Genomic DNA, 14,425 nt, shown 5'->3' with positions numbered 1-14,425 from the left:
AGAGGAGAACAGGCGGACCGCCCTCCCCCGCCGAAGCGAGGAAGGGCGCTTGATCCGATCAGCTGTTTTCCAGCTCCACGTTCAGGCCCAGCGAGCGCATTTCCTTCACCAGCACGTTGAAGGACTCGGGGATGCCGGCCTCGAAGCTGTCGTCGCCGCGGACGATGGCCTCGTAGACCTTGGTCCGGCCGGCCACGTCGTCCGACTTCACCGTCAGCATTTCCTGCAGGGTGTAGGCGGCGCCGTAAGCTTCCAGAGCCCAGACCTCCATTTCCCCGAAGCGCTGACCGCCGAACTGCGCCTTACCGCCCAGCGGCTGCTGGGTGACGAGCGAGTACGGGCCGATCGAGCGGGCGTGGATCTTGTCGTCGACCAGGTGGTGCAGCTTCAGCATGTACACATAGCCGACCGTGACCGGACGCTTGAACTGCTCGCCCGTCTGGCCGTCGAACAGGATCGACTGACCCGAACGATCCAGGTCCGCCGATTCCAGCAGATCCTCGATGTCCGAGATACGCGCGCCGTCGAAGACCGGAGTCGCGAACGGAACGCCCTTGGACAGGTTCTGGGCCAGTTCGATCAGCTCTTCGTCGCTCTGCGGCAGCGGGGTGTCGGCGCCGTAGATCTGGGTCAGACGCGACACCAGGGCGTCGCGCATGCCGCCGTCCATCCACTGCTCGAGCAAGCCCTTGATCTGCTTGCCCAGGCCGGCGGCGGCCCAACCCAGGTGGGTCTCGAAGATCTGGCCGATGTTCATGCGCGACGGCACGCCCAGCGGGTTCAGAACGATGTCGACGTGGGTGCCGTCGTCCAGGTGCGGCATGTCCTCGATCGGCAGGATCTTGGAGATGACGCCCTTGTTGCCGTGACGGCCGGCCATCTTGTCGCCCGGCTGAAGCTTGCGCTTCACGGCCACGAAGACCTTGACCATCTTCATGACGCCAGGCGGCATCTCGTCGCCGCGCTGCAGCTTCTCGACCTTGTCTTCGAAGCGGCGATCGAGGGCCTTACGGGCGTCCTCGAACTGCTTCTTCATGGCCTCCAGCTCGCCCATCGCCTTCTCGTCGTCGAGGGCGACCTGCCACCACAGGCCCTTGGACACTTCGGCCAGCTTCTCTTCGGTGACCTCGCCGCGGCCCATACCCTTCGGGCCGGACACGGCGGTCTTGCCGAGCAGCAGCGGCTTCACGCGGCCGTAGACGTTGCGCTCAAGGATCTTGAGCTCGTCGTCGCGGTCCTTGCCCAGACGTTCGATCTCGGCGCGCTCGATGGCCATGGCGCGCTCGTCCTTGTCGATGCCGTGGCGGTTGAACACGCGCACGTCGACGATGGTGCCGGCGACGCCCGGCGGCAGACGCAGCGAGGTGTCGCGCACGTCCGAAGCCTTCTCGCCGAAGATGGCGCGCAGCAGCTTCTCTTCCGGAGTCATCGGGCTTTCGCCCTTCGGCGTCACCTTGCCGACCAGGATGTCGCCCGGCTGGACCTCGGCGCCGATGGCCACAATGCCCGCTTCGTCGAGGTTGCGCAGGGCTTCCTCGCCGACGTTGGGAATGTCGCGGGTGATTTCTTCCGGGCCCAACTTCGTATCACGCGCCATCACTTCGAACTCTTCGAGGTGGATGGAGGTGAAGATGTCGTCGCGCACGATGCGCTCGGAGATCAGGATCGAGTCTTCGAAGTTGTAGCCGTTCCAGGGCATGTAGGCGACCAGGACGTTGCGGCCCAGAGCCAGTTCGCCCAGGTCCGTCGACGGGCCGTCGGCGATCACGTCGCCGGCCTTCACTTCATCGCCCACGCGCACGATCGGGCGCTGGTTGATGCAGGTCGACTGGTTGGAACGCTGGAACTTCGACAGGCGATAGATATCGACGCCCGAACGGCCGGCGTCCACGTCGCCCGTGGCGCGAACCACGATGCGGGTGCCGTCGATCTGCTCGACCACGCCGTCACGACGCGCGATCACCACGGCGCCCGAGTCCACGGCCACGACCGCTTCCATGCCGGTGCCGACCAGCGGCGCGTCCGACTGCACCAGCGGCACGGCCTGACGTTGCATGTTGGCGCCCATCAGCGCGCGGTTGGCGTCGTCGTTTTCCAGGAAGGGGATCAGGGCGGCGGCGACCGAAACGACCTGTTTCGGCGACACGTCCATCATGTCGACCGTTTCCTTGGTCAGCAGCTGGGAGTCGCCGTTGATACGGCCCGGCACCAGTTCCTCGACGATCTCGCCGTCCTTCAGGTCGATGTTGGCCTGGGCGATGACGTGCTTCGCCTCTTCCATGGCCGAGATGTAGACCACCTCTTCCGTCGCCTTGCCTTCGACCACACGACGGTACGGGCTTTCGATGAAGCCGTATTTGTTCACGCGGGCGTGGGTGGCCAGCGAGTTGATCAGACCGATGTTCGGGCCTTCCGGCGTTTCAATCGGGCAGATGCGGCCATAGTGCGTCGGGTGAACGTCGCGGACTTCAAAGCCCGCGCGCTCGCGCGTCAGACCGCCCGGGCCAAGCGCCGAGAGGCGGCGCTTGTGGGTGATCTCCGACAGCGGGTTCGTCTGGTCCATGAACTGCGACAGCTGCGACGAGCCGAAGAATTCACGCACGGCGGCGGCGGCCGGCTTGGCGTTGATCAGGTCGTGCGGCATGACCGTGTCGATATCGACCGAGCTCATGCGCTCCTTGATGGCGCGCTCCATGCGCAGCAGACCGACGCGGTACTGGTTTTCCAGCAGCTCGCCGACCGAACGCACGCGACGGTTGCCCAGGTTGTCGATGTCGTCGATCTCGCCGCGGCCGTCCTTCAGGCCGACCAGGATCTGCAGCACCTTCAGCACGTCGTCCTTCTGCAGGACGCGGATTTCGTCCGAAACCTCAGGGGTCTCCAGACGCATGTTCATCTTCACGCGACCGACGGCCGACAGGTCGTAGCGCTCGGCGTCGAAGAACAGGGAGTTGAACATGGCCTCGGCCGCTTCCGGCGTCGGCGGCTCGCCCGGGCGCATGACGCGATAGACGTCGAACAGCGCGTCCTCGCGGCCCGTGTTCTTGTCCACGCGCAGGGTGTTGCGCATGTAGGCGCCGACCGTGACGTGGTCGATGTCCAGCACGTCGATGGTGGTGAAGCCGTTGGCTTCCAGCAGCTCGATCGCGGCGGCGTCCAGCTCGTCGCCCGCCTCGGCGTAGATTTCGCCGGTCTGGTAGTTGACGGCGTCGGAGGCCAGGTACTTGGTCAGCAGGGCGTCAGCCGCCAGCGACAGCGACTTCAGACCGCCGTCGGCCAGCTTCTTGGCGGCGCGGGCGCTGATCTTCTGACCGGCCGGGGCGACCACTTCGCCGGTGTCGGCGTCGACCAGGTCGAACTCGGGCTTCACGCCGCGCCAGCGTTCCGGCTTGTAGGGCGTGACCCAGCCTTCGCCGCGCTTCTCGTACGGAACCGTCTCGTAGAAGGTCTTGAGGATTTCCTCACCGTCCATGCCGAGGGCCAGCAGGAAGGTGGTGGCGGGCAGCTTACGACGACGGTCGATACGAACGTAGACGATGTCCTTGGCGTCGAACTCGAAGTCCAGCCACGAACCGCGATAAGGAATGACGCGGGCGGCGAACAGCAGCTTGCCCGACGAGTGGGTCTTGCCCTTGTCGTGGTCGAAGAAGACGCCCGGCGAACGGTGCATCTGCGAGACGATCACGCGCTCGGTGCCGTTGACGATGAAGGTGCCCTTGTCCGTCATGAGCGGAATGTCGCCCATGTAGACGTCCTGCTCCTTGATGTCCTTGACCGAACGGGCGCCCGTTTCTTCCTCGGTCTCAAAGACGATCAGGCGCAGCTTGACCTTCAGCGGCGCGGCATAGGTCATGTCGCGCTGGATGCATTCCTCGACGTCGTACTTCGGGTCTTCGAACTCGTAGGAGACGTATTCCAGGACGGCGCGTTCGTTGAAGTCCTTGATCGGGAAGACCGACTTGAAGACCGCTTCGATGCCCTCGTCGTTACGCAGGCCCGGGCGCGACTCGCGCTGCAGGAACTGCTCATAGGAAGCGCGCTGAACCTCGATCAGGTTCGGCATCTGCACGGCTTCAGGGATGCGCCCGAAGCTGTAACGAATGCGCTTCTTGCCGGTAAACGACGTGGCGGCAGCGATCTTACCCAAGGCGAGACCGTCGGTGGACTTGGCCATTCTGTTTTCCCAATCGCGGCCCCTTGCGAGGCCCGCTCTCAATGCAGCAGCCACGGCGCGCCGACCGGCGATCCGTGACCGTAAATGTCTCTCGGCGTCCACCCTCGACCCGCATGCGGATCAGGACGCCTGGATGTATCCGCCCCCTTGGGGAGGGGCGACGCCTTCGCACCGGTCGGAGGGCGACAAACCGGGCCTCGGCGCTTTCGCGCGGGATTCATGGAATCTGCGGAGCGCGCATATATACGCCCTTCTTCGGCGAAATAAAGACCCCTCACGCGAGCAGTCGACAGTTTCGATCAGCGTGATAAGCCTAGCCTTATGAAGCACATCGTCCTGCCCGCTCTCGCCGCCCTGTCGCTTGCCGCCTGCGCCTCGACGCCCGATGTCGACTACCCTGGCCTGCGCGAGCCGGTCGGCCCGGCTACGCAAGAAAACTGGGAGGTCGGCCAGGCCGCCTATCTGATGTGGAACGGGCAGCGTCGCGGCTGGACCTCGACGGAATCCGGCCTGCAATACCGCCTGATCGGCAAGGCCAACCCCGAGGGCGAGCAGCCGACGGCGACCGACACGGTCAAGGTCCACTATCGCGGCACCTTCATCGACGGGCGCGAGTTCGACAGCTCCTATTCGCGCAACGAGCCGACCAGCTTCCCGCTGAACCGAGTCATCAAGGGCTGGACCGAGGGCGTCGCCCTGATGCGCGAGGGCGAAACCTATCAGTTCGTCATCCCCGCCGATCTGGCCTACGGCCCCCGCTGGATGGGCACGGAAATCCCCGCCAACTCGACCCTGCGCTTCACGGTCGAACTGCTGGAAGTGAACCCGGAGCGCTAGTCCAGGTTCATGCCGGGCCTCCAGCCGCTGTCGGCAAGGAAGGTCTTGGCGTCCGTCATCTGCAGTATCGCCCGCAGCGCCGCCTTCTTGTCCGGCGCGCGGCGATAGTAGGCCTTGGCGATGCGATAACCGGCCCAGTAACCCAGATCCCCCGGCTTCTCCGGCGTGGAATTATAGACCCAGTCCTTTAGGTCGGTCTTGTCGATATCGGCGAGGAAGGCGGTCTCGATCTCGAGTTCACGGCCTCGGGTCTGCGGCTCGAGATAGGTATAGGCCGGCGCGCCCATCAGCAGTTCGGTCACGAACTCCGCGACGCCCTCGGCCAGCGACACCTCAAGCACCGTGAACTGCTCTTTTTCAGTAAGCTCCGGCGCCTGCTGGGTGTGGACATACTCGTGGATCAGAACCCCTACGAAGCGGTCCTCGATGTCGGGATTGATGAAGTCGGTGGCGCAGAGAGCCTCCAGCCCCACCTGGATTCCGTCCACCGGACTGCCGACCGCGACCGGGCGGCCGCGACCGATCACGAAAGTCGCCGAGGGAAATTGTGCCTCGGGATACTGATCGATGAAACGGGCCAGCCCCTCGGCGACCCGCGCACGGACGCGCGGCAGGTGGTCGGCGCAGGCCCGCGCCTCGACATAGATTTCAGGCCGAGCGGCCATGGCCTCCGCCATCCTCGCGCCCGTCACCCTGCGCACCTTCGCCAGATGCGTCAGACCGGTGGAGCCGCCATCCAGATAGGCCTGCAACTGCTCGGCGCTCGGCTGTCCGGCGGCGCTGTCGTAAAGCGTGTAGAAGCGGTCAACGTCGCCGGTCTCGATCACGGGTTCATGGCCGGCGCGATCGGGCGACGGCGCCTGGGCCGCGCTGGCCGGAGGCGACGCTGAAATCACCATCACCGCGGCGACGCCCGCCAGAATCCGCATCCCGTCCATGTGATTTCCCTCGCCTTGTGACGCCGTCGTCAGGCTAGTACGCGACCGTAGCCGATGAAATCCGCCTCCGCGCAGGCGACCCAAACATGACGGCGAATTCATCCGCCCACCTCGGGCTTGACCATAGCCGCGACGCACAGTGATCTGCTGCGTCCTCGCCGCCTTGCCGGAAAGTCCCCTGATGATGCATCCCGCCGCTCGCCTGCTTGTCACCGCCTGCGCCTCCGCCTTGCTGTTCAGCGCCGGTTCGGCGCTGGCCCAGGTGGGAACGCCCGCCCTGCCCGTCGCCCTGGCGCCGATCCCGGCGGCCAAGGACGAGGCCTATCCCGGCGTCATCAAGCTGGACGTCGACGCCACCGACATCGACCGCCGCCTGATCCAGGTGCGCCAGACCATCCCCGTCAGCGGCCCCGGCCCGCTGATCCTCTTCTATCCGCAATGGATTCCCGGCAACCACGGCCCGGTCGGCCCCGTCGCCAACGTCGGCGGCCTGACCTTCACCGCCGAGGGGCGGCGGCTGGAGTGGGTGCGCAACACCGTCCAGCCCTGGGCCTATCAGATCGAGGTTCCGGCCGGCGTGACCGAGGTCGAGGCCGCCTTCCAGTGGCTGACGCCGATCGAGGGCAGTCAGGGTCGCGTCGTCGTCACCCCCGAGATGCTGAATATCCAGTGGGAGAAGGCCCTGCTCTATCCGGCGGGCTATTATTCGCGCCAGATCACCTTCCAGCCGACGCTGAAGCTGCCTCAGGGCTGGAACTACGGCGTCGCCCTGGATACCGTCAGCTTCGAGAACGGCCTGGCGACCTTCGCCCCCATCACGCTGGAGCACCTGGCCGACAGCCCCGTCTTCGCCGGCGCCCACTATCGCCAGATCGACCTGGATCCGGGCGGCCGCTCGCCGGTGCGCCTGAACGTCGTGGCCGATAACGCCAAGATGCTGGAGGCGACGGACGAGCACGTCCAACTGCACCGCAACCTGGTCCAGCAGGCCGACCGCCTGTTCGGCGCGCGCCACTTCAACCACTACGACTTCCTGCTGGCCGTGACGGACAAGCTGGGCGGCATCGGGCTGGAGCACCACCGCTCGTCCGAGAACAGCGTCGATGTGAAGTATTTCACCGATCGCGAGGCGACCCTGGCCGACCGCGACCTGCTGGGTCACGAATACACCCACAGCTGGAACGGGAAATGGCGCCGCCCGACCGACCAGTTAACGCCCAATCTGAACGAGCCGCTGCAGAACTCCCTGATGTGGGTCTATGAGGGCCAGACGCAGTACTGGGGCCTGGTCCTGACCGCCCGCGCGGGCCTGATGTCCAAGCAGCAGGCGCTGGACGTCCTGGCCATGAGCGCCGCCAGCTTCCAGCACATCCCCGGCCGCCACTGGCGCGCCATGCAGGACACCACCAACGACCCCATCATCAGCCAGCGCCGCCCGCAGCCCTGGAGCAGCTATCAGCGCAGCGAGGACTATTACCGCGAAGGTTCGCTGATCTGGCTGGACGCCGACACCCTGATCCGCGAACGGACCGGCGGGAAGAAGTCGCTGGACGACTTCGCCAAGGCCTTCTTCGGCGTCGAGGACGGCGACTGGGATCCGGCCCCCTACACCTTCGCCGATGTGACCTCGACGCTGAACGGGGTGCAGGCGAACGACTGGGCCGCCTTCCTGCGCGAGCGGCTGGACGCGGTCGGCCCCGACTCGCGCGGACCGCTGGACGGCATTGAGCGCGGCGGCTACCGCCTGGTCTTCAAGGAAGAGCCGTCCGGCTACATGGGCGCCCTGTATAAAGAGCTGGGCCGCAACGACTTCACCTATTCGCTCGGCTTCATGATGAACGGGTCGAACCGGATCACCTCCGTCCTGTGGGGCGGCCCGGCCTTCGAACAGGGGCTGACCTCGGGCTGGGAAGTCGTCGCCGTCGGCGGGCGCGCCGCATCGGCCGACGCGCTGAAAGAAGCCGTCACCGCCGCCAAGGGGACGTCCGAACCGATCGAGCTGATCCTCAAGAACGGCGACCGCTTCCGGACGGTGCGCTTCGACTACCACGACGGCCTGCGCTATCCGCATCTTGAACGGATCGAAGGCACGCCCGACCGACTGGGCGACATCCTGTCGCCTCGCCGCCGATAACGCCTCCTGCCAAGCCTAATACCGACCGCTTTCAGAGTTCTGGATACCCGATGACCCGACGCCTGCCCGCCGCCGCCCTCGCCCTGCTGCTGACCTCGGCCGCCTCGACCGCGCTCGCTCAGCAATGGACCGGCCCGCAGGCCCCCGCCGCGCCGACGCCGCAGAACACGCCGCTGGCCCTGCCCCGCGCCCTGCCGCCGATCCCGGCGCCGACGGCAGAGGCCTATCCCGGCGTCATCCGCTATGAGGTCGACGCCACCGACGTAGAGAAGAAGATCGTCCGCGTGCGCCAGACCATCCCGGTCACGCCCGGCCATCTGGTCCTGCTCTATCCGAAATTCCTGCCGGGCAACCACGCGGCGACCGGCCCGATCCAGCTGGTGTCCGGCGTCACGGTGCAGGGCGGCGGCGCCCGCATCGACTGGCTGCGCGACACCATCGACCCCTACGCCTTCCACATCGAGGTGCCGCAGGGCGTCAGCGAGATCACCGTCGACTTCCAGTGGCTGACCCAGCCGGACAGCTCGACCTGGCGCGTGGTCATGACGCCCGAGATGGTCAATCTGCAGTGGGAGAAGGCCCTGCTCTATCCGGCGGGCTATCGCTCCACCGGCATCACCTTCGCCCCGTCGATCCGCCTGCCGCAGGGCTGGAAATACGGCGTGGCGCTGGACACCGAGAGCTTCGTCGACGGCCTGGCGACGTTTGCGCCGACCGACCTCTACACCCTGATCGACAGCCCCCTGTTCGGCGGCGCCAACTTCCAGCGCATCGCCATCGACCCGCGCCGCGGAAACGGCGAAGGCGCCGTCCACCTGAACATCGTCGCCGATGCGGCCAAGGATCTGGCCCCCACGACCGAGCAGCTCGGCTGGTTCGAGAACCTGGTCACCCAGACCGACCGCCTGTTCGGCGCCCGCCCCTATGACCGCTACGATTTCCTGGTGGCCGCCACGTCGAAGATGGGCGGCATCGGCCTGGAGCATCATCGCTCGTCCGAGAACTCGGTCCCGACCGACTTCTTCACCAACTGGGGCAAGAGCATGGGGGCCGTCGGCCTCTTGCCGCACGAGTTCGTCCACGCCTGGAACGGCAAGCGCCAGCGCCCGGTCGACGAACTGACCGCCAACCACAACATCCCGACCCAGAACACCCTTCTGTGGGTCTATGAGGGTCAGACGGAATACTGGGGCGATGTGCTGACCGCCCGCTCGGGCCTGGCCTCCAAGGAAGACATTCTGGTCACCGTGGCCGAGAACGCCGCCTTCTATGACAACCAGCCGGGCCGCGAATGGCGCCCGCTGCAGGATGCGAACAACCACAACCTGCTCGGTTATCGCACCTCGAACCCCTATTCGTCGTGGATGCGCGGCACGGGCGACTACTACCGCGAGGCCCTGCTGATCTGGTTGGACGCCGACACCCTGATCCGCGAAGCGACGGGCGGGAAGAAGTCGCTGGACGACTTCGCCAAGGGCTTCTTCGGCGGCGACGACGGCTCCTGGGCGCCGCGCGGCTATACGTTCGACGACGTGGTCGCGGCGCTGAACGCGGTCCATCCGCATGACTGGGCGACCTTCCTGCGCACCCGCCTGGACGCCAACGGCCCGGACGCCAAGGCCCCGCTGGATGGTCTGGCGCGCGGCGGCTACCGCCTGACCTACACCGACACCCTGACGGCCGACGAGAAGCGCATCCAGTCGGGCTGGGCCAACGACTTCCAGTATTCCCTGGGCTTCACCCTGTCCTCGTCGAACAAGCTGACCGGCATTCGCTGGGGCGGCCGCGCCTTCGAGGCCGACATCGGGCCGGGCTGGGAGCTTGTGGCCGTCAACGACATCGCCGCCTCGGCCGAGAAGCTGCGCGACGCCGTCACCGCCGCCAAGGGAACCGACGCCCCGATCCGCCTGCTGCTCAAGAACGGCGACCGCTATCGCGCCGTCGATTTCGACTATCACGACGGTCTGCGCTACCCGCGCCTGGAGCGGATTCCCGGCACGCCGGATCGGCTGGGCGACATCCTCAGCCCGCGCCGACGGTAGGAGCCAGGACACCGCGCCTCTCCCTCCCCTTCATGGGGAGGGTGGTCGGCGCGAAGCGGCGAGCGGGTGGGGAGGGCCAGGCGCTCCTGGCCTCGGGCGCCTGAATGGCCTAACCGCCCCACCCGGCTTCGGCCTGACGGCCTCAGCCACCCTCCCCATGAAGGGGGGAGAAGGCTAACGGCTAAAAAAGAAAAACGGGCCGGAGGTTTCCCTCCGGCCCGTTTCGCTTTGGAAAGCAGTCTCTGGTCCAGCCGGATCGGCGAACTAGAGGCCAGATCCGAAATCTTACTTGATTTCGACCTTGGCGCCGGCTTCTTCCAGCTTCTTCTTCAGCTCTTCAGCAGCTTGCTTCGAGACGTTCTCGACGACCGGCTGCGGAGCGCCTTCGACCAGGTCCTTGGCTTCCTTCAGACCCAGGTCGGTGCGGACGCCGCGGACTTCCTTGATGACGTTGATCTTCTTGTCGCCGCCGTCCACCAGGACAACGGTGAACTCGGTTTGCTCTTCGCCGGCCGGAGCGGCTTCAGCAGCGCCGGCGACAGCGGCGACGGCGACCGGAGCGGCGGCCGAGACGCCCCACTTGTCTTCCAGCAGCTTCGACAGTTCAGCGGCTTCCAGGACGGTCAGGGCCGACAGTTCTTCAACGATTTTGGCGAGATCAGCCATTTTAGTCTTCCTTCGGTAGGATGAGGTTCAGAGAGATATGCAGAGATGACGGGGCTTAGGCGGCGTCTTTGGTCGCGTACGCGTTGAAGACGCGCGCCAGTTGGCCGGCCGGCGCTTGCAGGACGCCGGCAACCTTGGTCGCCGGGGCTTGCAGCAGGCCGATGAGCTTGCCGCGCAGTTGATCCAGCGACGGCAGCTTGGACAGGGCCTCGACGCCCTTGGCGTCCAGAACCTTGTCGCCCATGAAACCGCCCTGGATGACGAACTTGTCGTTGCCCTTGGCGAATTCGGCCGTGACCTTGGCGGCGGTGACGGGGTCGGCGGCGTATGCGATGCCCACGGGGCCCTTGAACAGGCTGTGGTACTCGCTGCCTTCCTCGACGCCCAGCGCCTTGAGCGCCAGACGGTTCTTCACCACCTTGAACGCGGCGCCTTCTTTACGAAGACGACCACGCAGGTCTTCCATCTCCACAACGGTCAGACCCAGGTTGTGGGTCACGACCACGGCGCCCGCGTCGGCGAACACGCTCTTCAGCGATTCGATCGACTCGGCTTTTTGTGCGCGGTCCATTGTGGTCTCCAGTTTTGGTATTCGCCGCCGAGCTTATTCCCAGCGACGGATTGGCCATTGCGCCATGCATTGCTGCACAGCGTTCAGGCCGGTCTTATTGTCCGAAGGAAGCATGGCCCGCCCGCCGGATACCGGCAGGCAAAAGGTCTTTGCATCCCCATCTCCCCACGGCGCCAGAGGGCTCTCTGGACGTTTACGACGCGGGCGACCCCCGCATCCCGAAGTTCTCGGACAGGCATCGTCAGAACCGAGGCCCCGACGAGATGCGGGCTCTATACACGGCCCGGCGGGAAAATCAACGCTTGGCGGGCTTGGTCGCGCCCGCCGCCTCCTGCGCCATGGCTCCGCAGTCGAAGGCGCCGCAGAACTTGGTCATCAGATCCTGCAGATAGGACATCTCGAAGCTCTGCATGGCCTGACTCATGGCGCCGCCCATCTCCATCTGCTTGGCGGCGATCGCACGCCCCTCCGGCGTGTCGTAGAAGCCGACCAGGGCTTCCAGTTCGGCCTCGGTGAACCGTGTCTGGATATCGTCGCTCAAGCTCCGGATCAGCGCATCCATATGGGGCCGCATGATGATGACGGTATTGGCGCGAAACCACGCCAGTTGCTCAGCCGGCATCGCGTCCGCCATGCCCGCGAGCTCCTCGCTGATAAGCTGCTGTACGATCTTGTCGATGCCGCCCGTGGTCAGCTCCAGATAACGACGGGTCAGGGCCGCACGATTATCGGAAACCTGCACCGAGGCCTTGGCTTGCCCCTCAAGCGACGCATGGGCCTGGACGGGCGCCGAGAGGGTCATGCCCGTCACGACAAGAGCGAGACAGGCTGCGGACAGAAAGGACGACATCGGATTCTCCATAGCGACGCCGCACTCATAGTGAACAGGGTTCTTTATTGAAAGCGAAACGCCCTACTCCGCCCCTCGTCCCGGCTTGAAGTCGCGGATCAGTTCGGCCAGCTCGACCTCGTCCACGACGGCGGCGGCGTCTTCGGTCGACATCCAGCGGCGTTCGCGCTGGGCGTCCTCCGGCCAGGCGCCCAGCTGGATGAAGACCTCCAGCGGATAGACGCTGGCGATGGTGGCCTGAACCCGTCCCGACTTCAGCCGCTTGCCGTACCGGAACCAGCCGATCGGCGCGCCCATGACGTCGCCCTGGACGCCCGCCTCTTCGTAGGCCTCGATCACGGCGGCCTCGGCGTCGGTCTTGCCCGCCATGCGGTTGCCCTTGGGGATGACCCAGCGCCGAGTCTCGCGCGAGGTGATCATCATGATCTCCACGCCGTCCGCGCCGTGCCGCCACGGCAGGGCCGCGACCTGGCGCGTCTCGGACGAAAGGGTGCGAGGCTTGTTCGACATCAGGTCAGGAACAGCCCGCCCAGGGCGTAGAACAGGGCGCCGATGGCGGCGGCGGCGGGCATGGTGATGAACCAGGCGGTGACGATGCTGCGCGCCACGCTCCAGCGCACGGCCGAGACGCGCTTGGCCGCGCCCACGCCGACGATGGCGCCGGTGATGGTGTGGGTGGTCGACACCGGAATGCCCATGCTGGTCGCCGCGAACAGGGTGATGGCCCCGCCCGTTTCGGCGCAGAAGCCCTGCTGGGGCGACAGGCGCGTGATCCGCGATCCCATGGTGTGGACGATCTTCCAGCCGCCGAACAGGGTGCCCAGTGCGATGGCCGCCTGACAGGTGATGACCACCCAGAAGGGCACATGGAACTCGCCGCCCAGCATGCCGCGCGAATAGAGCAGGATGGCGATGATCCCCATCGTTTTCTGGGCGTCATTGCCCCCGTGGCCCAGGGAATAGGCCGAGGCCGACACGAACTGCAAACCCCGGAAGACCCGATCGGCGAAGTTGGGATTGGCCTTGGCGAACAGCCAGGACACGATCAGCACCAGCAACAGGGCCAGCAGGAAGCCGATGGCCGGCGACATGAAGATGGCGCCCACCGTCTTCAGCACCCCAGCGATGACCACGGCGCTGGTCCCCGCCTTGGCGATGCCCGCCCCCAGCAGGCCGCCGATCAGGGCGTGCGAGCTGGACGACGGAATCCCGCCCAGCCAGGTGATGACGTTCCAGCTGATGGCCCCCATCAGGGCGCCGAAGATCACCTGATCCGAAATGACGTCCGGCGAGATGATGCCGCGCCCGATGGTGTCGGCGACGTGCAGGCCGAAGAACAGGAAGGCGATGAAGTTGAAGAAGGCCGCCCACCCCACCGCATAGATCGGCGGCAGGACGCGCGTGGCGACGATGGTGGCGATCGAATTGGCCGCGTCGTGCAGGCCGTTCAGAAAGTCGAACAGCAGGGCGACGCCGATCAGGAAGACCAGGATCAGGAGGGCGTGATCCATGGCGCCCTACAGGTGCTCGACCAGAACGCCGTTGATGCGGTTGGCCACGTCCTCGAAGCGATCGATCACCTTCTCCAGATGATCCAGAAGCTGGCTGCCGATGATGAAGCCCAGGGTGTTGCCGCCCGTCATGTCGTGACGGTGCGCCTCATAAAGCGCCTTCATGCCCGCGTCATAGAGGTCGTCGCTGCGCGCCTCCAGATTGGTGATCTGTTCAGTCAGGGCGTTCAGGCGGTCGTGGTTCTTGCGCATGGCCGGCAACAAAGCGAAGGCCTCCTGCGTCAGGGCCGCGCATTCGACGGCGATGTCGGCCAGCTCCTGCATCTTGGGCGAGAAGTCGCGCATCTCGTACAGGGTGACGATCTTGGCCGCCTTCTGCATCTGGTCGATAGTGTCGTCCAGCGAGTTGGTCAGGCCGCGAATGTCCGAGCGGTCGAACGGGGTGATGAAGCTGCGGCGCACGGCGAACAGCACCTCGCGCGCGATCTCGTCGGCTTCTTCCTCGTGGGCGACCACCTTGGCGCACCATTCCCCGGTCGCGGGTCCGCCGTTCATCATCTGACGCAGGGCGCCCGCGCCGTGAGCCAGCGTCTGCGCATGGGCGTCGAACAACCGAAAGAAGTTGTCTTCCTTAGGCAGCAGCGCCTGGAACCAGTTGAGCATGAGGCCTCTCCGATAAGGTCGCCGCTCAGGCGCCCGCGC

General features: G+C 65.9%; 11 protein-coding genes. 3 read left to right on the top strand and 8 right to left on the bottom strand.

All coding sequences use genetic code 11. From position 1 onward, the window contains the following. Nucleotides 1-58: 58 nt before the first annotated feature. Nucleotides 59-4,174: a DNA-directed RNA polymerase subunit beta gene (gene rpoB / locus ABC419_RS06985; RefSeq protein ID WP_315026508.1), complete on the bottom strand. Its 4,116-nt coding sequence runs from the start codon at nt 4,172-4,174 to the stop codon at nt 59-61. Between the two features lie 321 nt (nt 4,175-4,495). On the opposite strand from rpoB, the gene ABC419_RS06980 reads away from it, so the two are divergent. Next, a complete protein-coding gene (locus ABC419_RS06980) occupies nt 4,496-5,011 on the top strand; it encodes an FKBP-type peptidyl-prolyl cis-trans isomerase (RefSeq protein ID WP_412877921.1) in 516 nt (171 codons plus the stop codon). On the opposite strand, the gene ABC419_RS06975 is transcribed toward ABC419_RS06980, so the two are convergent. After that, nucleotides 5,008-5,949, bottom strand: coding sequence for a DUF2268 domain-containing putative Zn-dependent protease (locus ABC419_RS06975; RefSeq protein WP_412877922.1), 942 nt, complete (start codon nt 5,947-5,949; stop codon nt 5,008-5,010). The two genes, ABC419_RS06980 and ABC419_RS06975, sit on opposite strands and share 4 nt — an antisense overlap. Before the next feature lie 184 nt (nt 5,950-6,133). Between ABC419_RS06975 and ABC419_RS06970 the strand changes: the two genes are divergently transcribed. Together ABC419_RS06970 and ABC419_RS06965 are read left to right on the top strand one after the other, a co-directional pair. After that, nucleotides 6,134-8,083: a M61 family metallopeptidase gene (locus tag ABC419_RS06970; protein WP_412878024.1), complete on the top strand. Its 1,950-nt coding sequence runs from the start codon at nt 6,134-6,136 to the stop codon at nt 8,081-8,083. Nucleotides 8,084-8,133: 50 nt separating this feature from the next. Further along, the gene (locus tag ABC419_RS06965; protein WP_412877923.1) at nt 8,134-10,125 is read left to right on the top strand and encodes a M61 family metallopeptidase; all 1,992 of its coding nucleotides are present in this window, start codon (nt 8,134-8,136) and stop codon (nt 10,123-10,125) included. 285 nt (nt 10,126-10,410) lie between these two features. On the opposite strand, the gene rplL is transcribed toward ABC419_RS06965, so the two are convergent. From rplL to ABC419_RS06935, 6 genes are all read right to left on the bottom strand, one after another. Further along, the gene (rplL, locus tag ABC419_RS06960) at nt 10,411-10,791 is read right to left on the bottom strand and encodes a 50S ribosomal protein L7/L12 (RefSeq protein ID WP_125902220.1); all 381 of its coding nucleotides are present in this window, start codon (nt 10,789-10,791) and stop codon (nt 10,411-10,413) included. Between the two features lie 55 nt (nt 10,792-10,846). After that, nucleotides 10,847-11,362, bottom strand: a complete 516-nt coding sequence (gene rplJ / locus ABC419_RS06955; RefSeq protein WP_003168522.1) for a 50S ribosomal protein L10 — start codon at nt 11,360-11,362, stop codon at nt 10,847-10,849. A 295-nt stretch (nt 11,363-11,657) separates the two neighbouring features. Then, a complete protein-coding gene (locus tag ABC419_RS06950; RefSeq protein WP_165906634.1) occupies nt 11,658-12,212 on the bottom strand; it encodes a DUF2059 domain-containing protein in 555 nt (184 codons plus the stop codon). Nucleotides 12,213-12,275: 63 nt separating this feature from the next. Continuing rightward, nucleotides 12,276-12,722 (bottom strand): NUDIX hydrolase, encoded by a 447-nt coding sequence (locus tag ABC419_RS06945; RefSeq protein ID WP_292056545.1) that lies wholly within the window; start codon nt 12,720-12,722, stop codon nt 12,276-12,278. Further along, a complete protein-coding gene (locus ABC419_RS06940; RefSeq protein WP_087139256.1) occupies nt 12,722-13,723 on the bottom strand; it encodes an inorganic phosphate transporter in 1,002 nt (333 codons plus the stop codon). The genes ABC419_RS06945 and ABC419_RS06940 overlap by 1 nt, the downstream gene beginning before the upstream one ends. Nucleotides 13,724-13,729: 6 nt before the next feature. Continuing rightward, nucleotides 13,730-14,386 (bottom strand): DUF47 domain-containing protein, encoded by a 657-nt coding sequence (locus tag ABC419_RS06935; protein WP_125902224.1) that lies wholly within the window; start codon nt 14,384-14,386, stop codon nt 13,730-13,732. Between the last annotated feature and the right edge of the window lie 39 nt (nt 14,387-14,425).

It is taken from the genome of Brevundimonas phoenicis (assembly GCF_047237745.1).
GTDB lineage: Bacteria > Pseudomonadota > Alphaproteobacteria > Caulobacterales > Caulobacteraceae > Brevundimonas.
Note: the sequence above shows the minus strand (reverse complement) of the source record. Positions and strands in the feature narration are given on the sequence as shown.

What these genes read in the sequence shown, in the direction of transcription:
- ABC419_RS06940 (WP_087139256.1), bottom strand. Translation starts at nt 13,723, where the DNA reads ATGGATCACGCCCTCCTGATCCTGGTCTTCCTGATCGGCGTCGCCCTG.
- ABC419_RS06945 (WP_292056545.1), bottom strand. Translation starts at nt 12,722, where the DNA reads ATGTCGAACAAGCCTCGCACCCTTTCGTCCGAGACGCGCCAGGTCGCG.
- ABC419_RS06935 (WP_125902224.1), bottom strand. Translation starts at nt 14,386, where the DNA reads ATGCTCAACTGGTTCCAGGCGCTGCTGCCTAAGGAAGACAACTTCTTT.
- ABC419_RS06950 (WP_165906634.1), bottom strand. Translation starts at nt 12,212, where the DNA reads ATGTCGTCCTTTCTGTCCGCAGCCTGTCTCGCTCTTGTCGTGACGGGC.
- ABC419_RS06975 (WP_412877922.1), bottom strand. Translation starts at nt 5,949, where the DNA reads ATGGACGGGATGCGGATTCTGGCGGGCGTCGCCGCGGTGATGGTGATT.
- rpoB (WP_315026508.1), bottom strand. Translation starts at nt 4,174, where the DNA reads ATGGCCAAGTCCACCGACGGTCTCGCCTTGGGTAAGATCGCTGCCGCC.
- ABC419_RS06980 (WP_412877921.1), top strand. Translation starts at nt 4,496, where the DNA reads ATGAAGCACATCGTCCTGCCCGCTCTCGCCGCCCTGTCGCTTGCCGCC.
- rplJ (WP_003168522.1), bottom strand. Translation starts at nt 11,362, where the DNA reads ATGGACCGCGCACAAAAAGCCGAGTCGATCGAATCGCTGAAGAGCGTG.
- rplL (WP_125902220.1), bottom strand. Translation starts at nt 10,791, where the DNA reads ATGGCTGATCTCGCCAAAATCGTTGAAGAACTGTCGGCCCTGACCGTC.
- ABC419_RS06965 (WP_412877923.1), top strand. Translation starts at nt 8,134, where the DNA reads ATGACCCGACGCCTGCCCGCCGCCGCCCTCGCCCTGCTGCTGACCTCG.
- ABC419_RS06970 (WP_412878024.1), top strand. Translation starts at nt 6,134, where the DNA reads ATGCATCCCGCCGCTCGCCTGCTTGTCACCGCCTGCGCCTCCGCCTTG.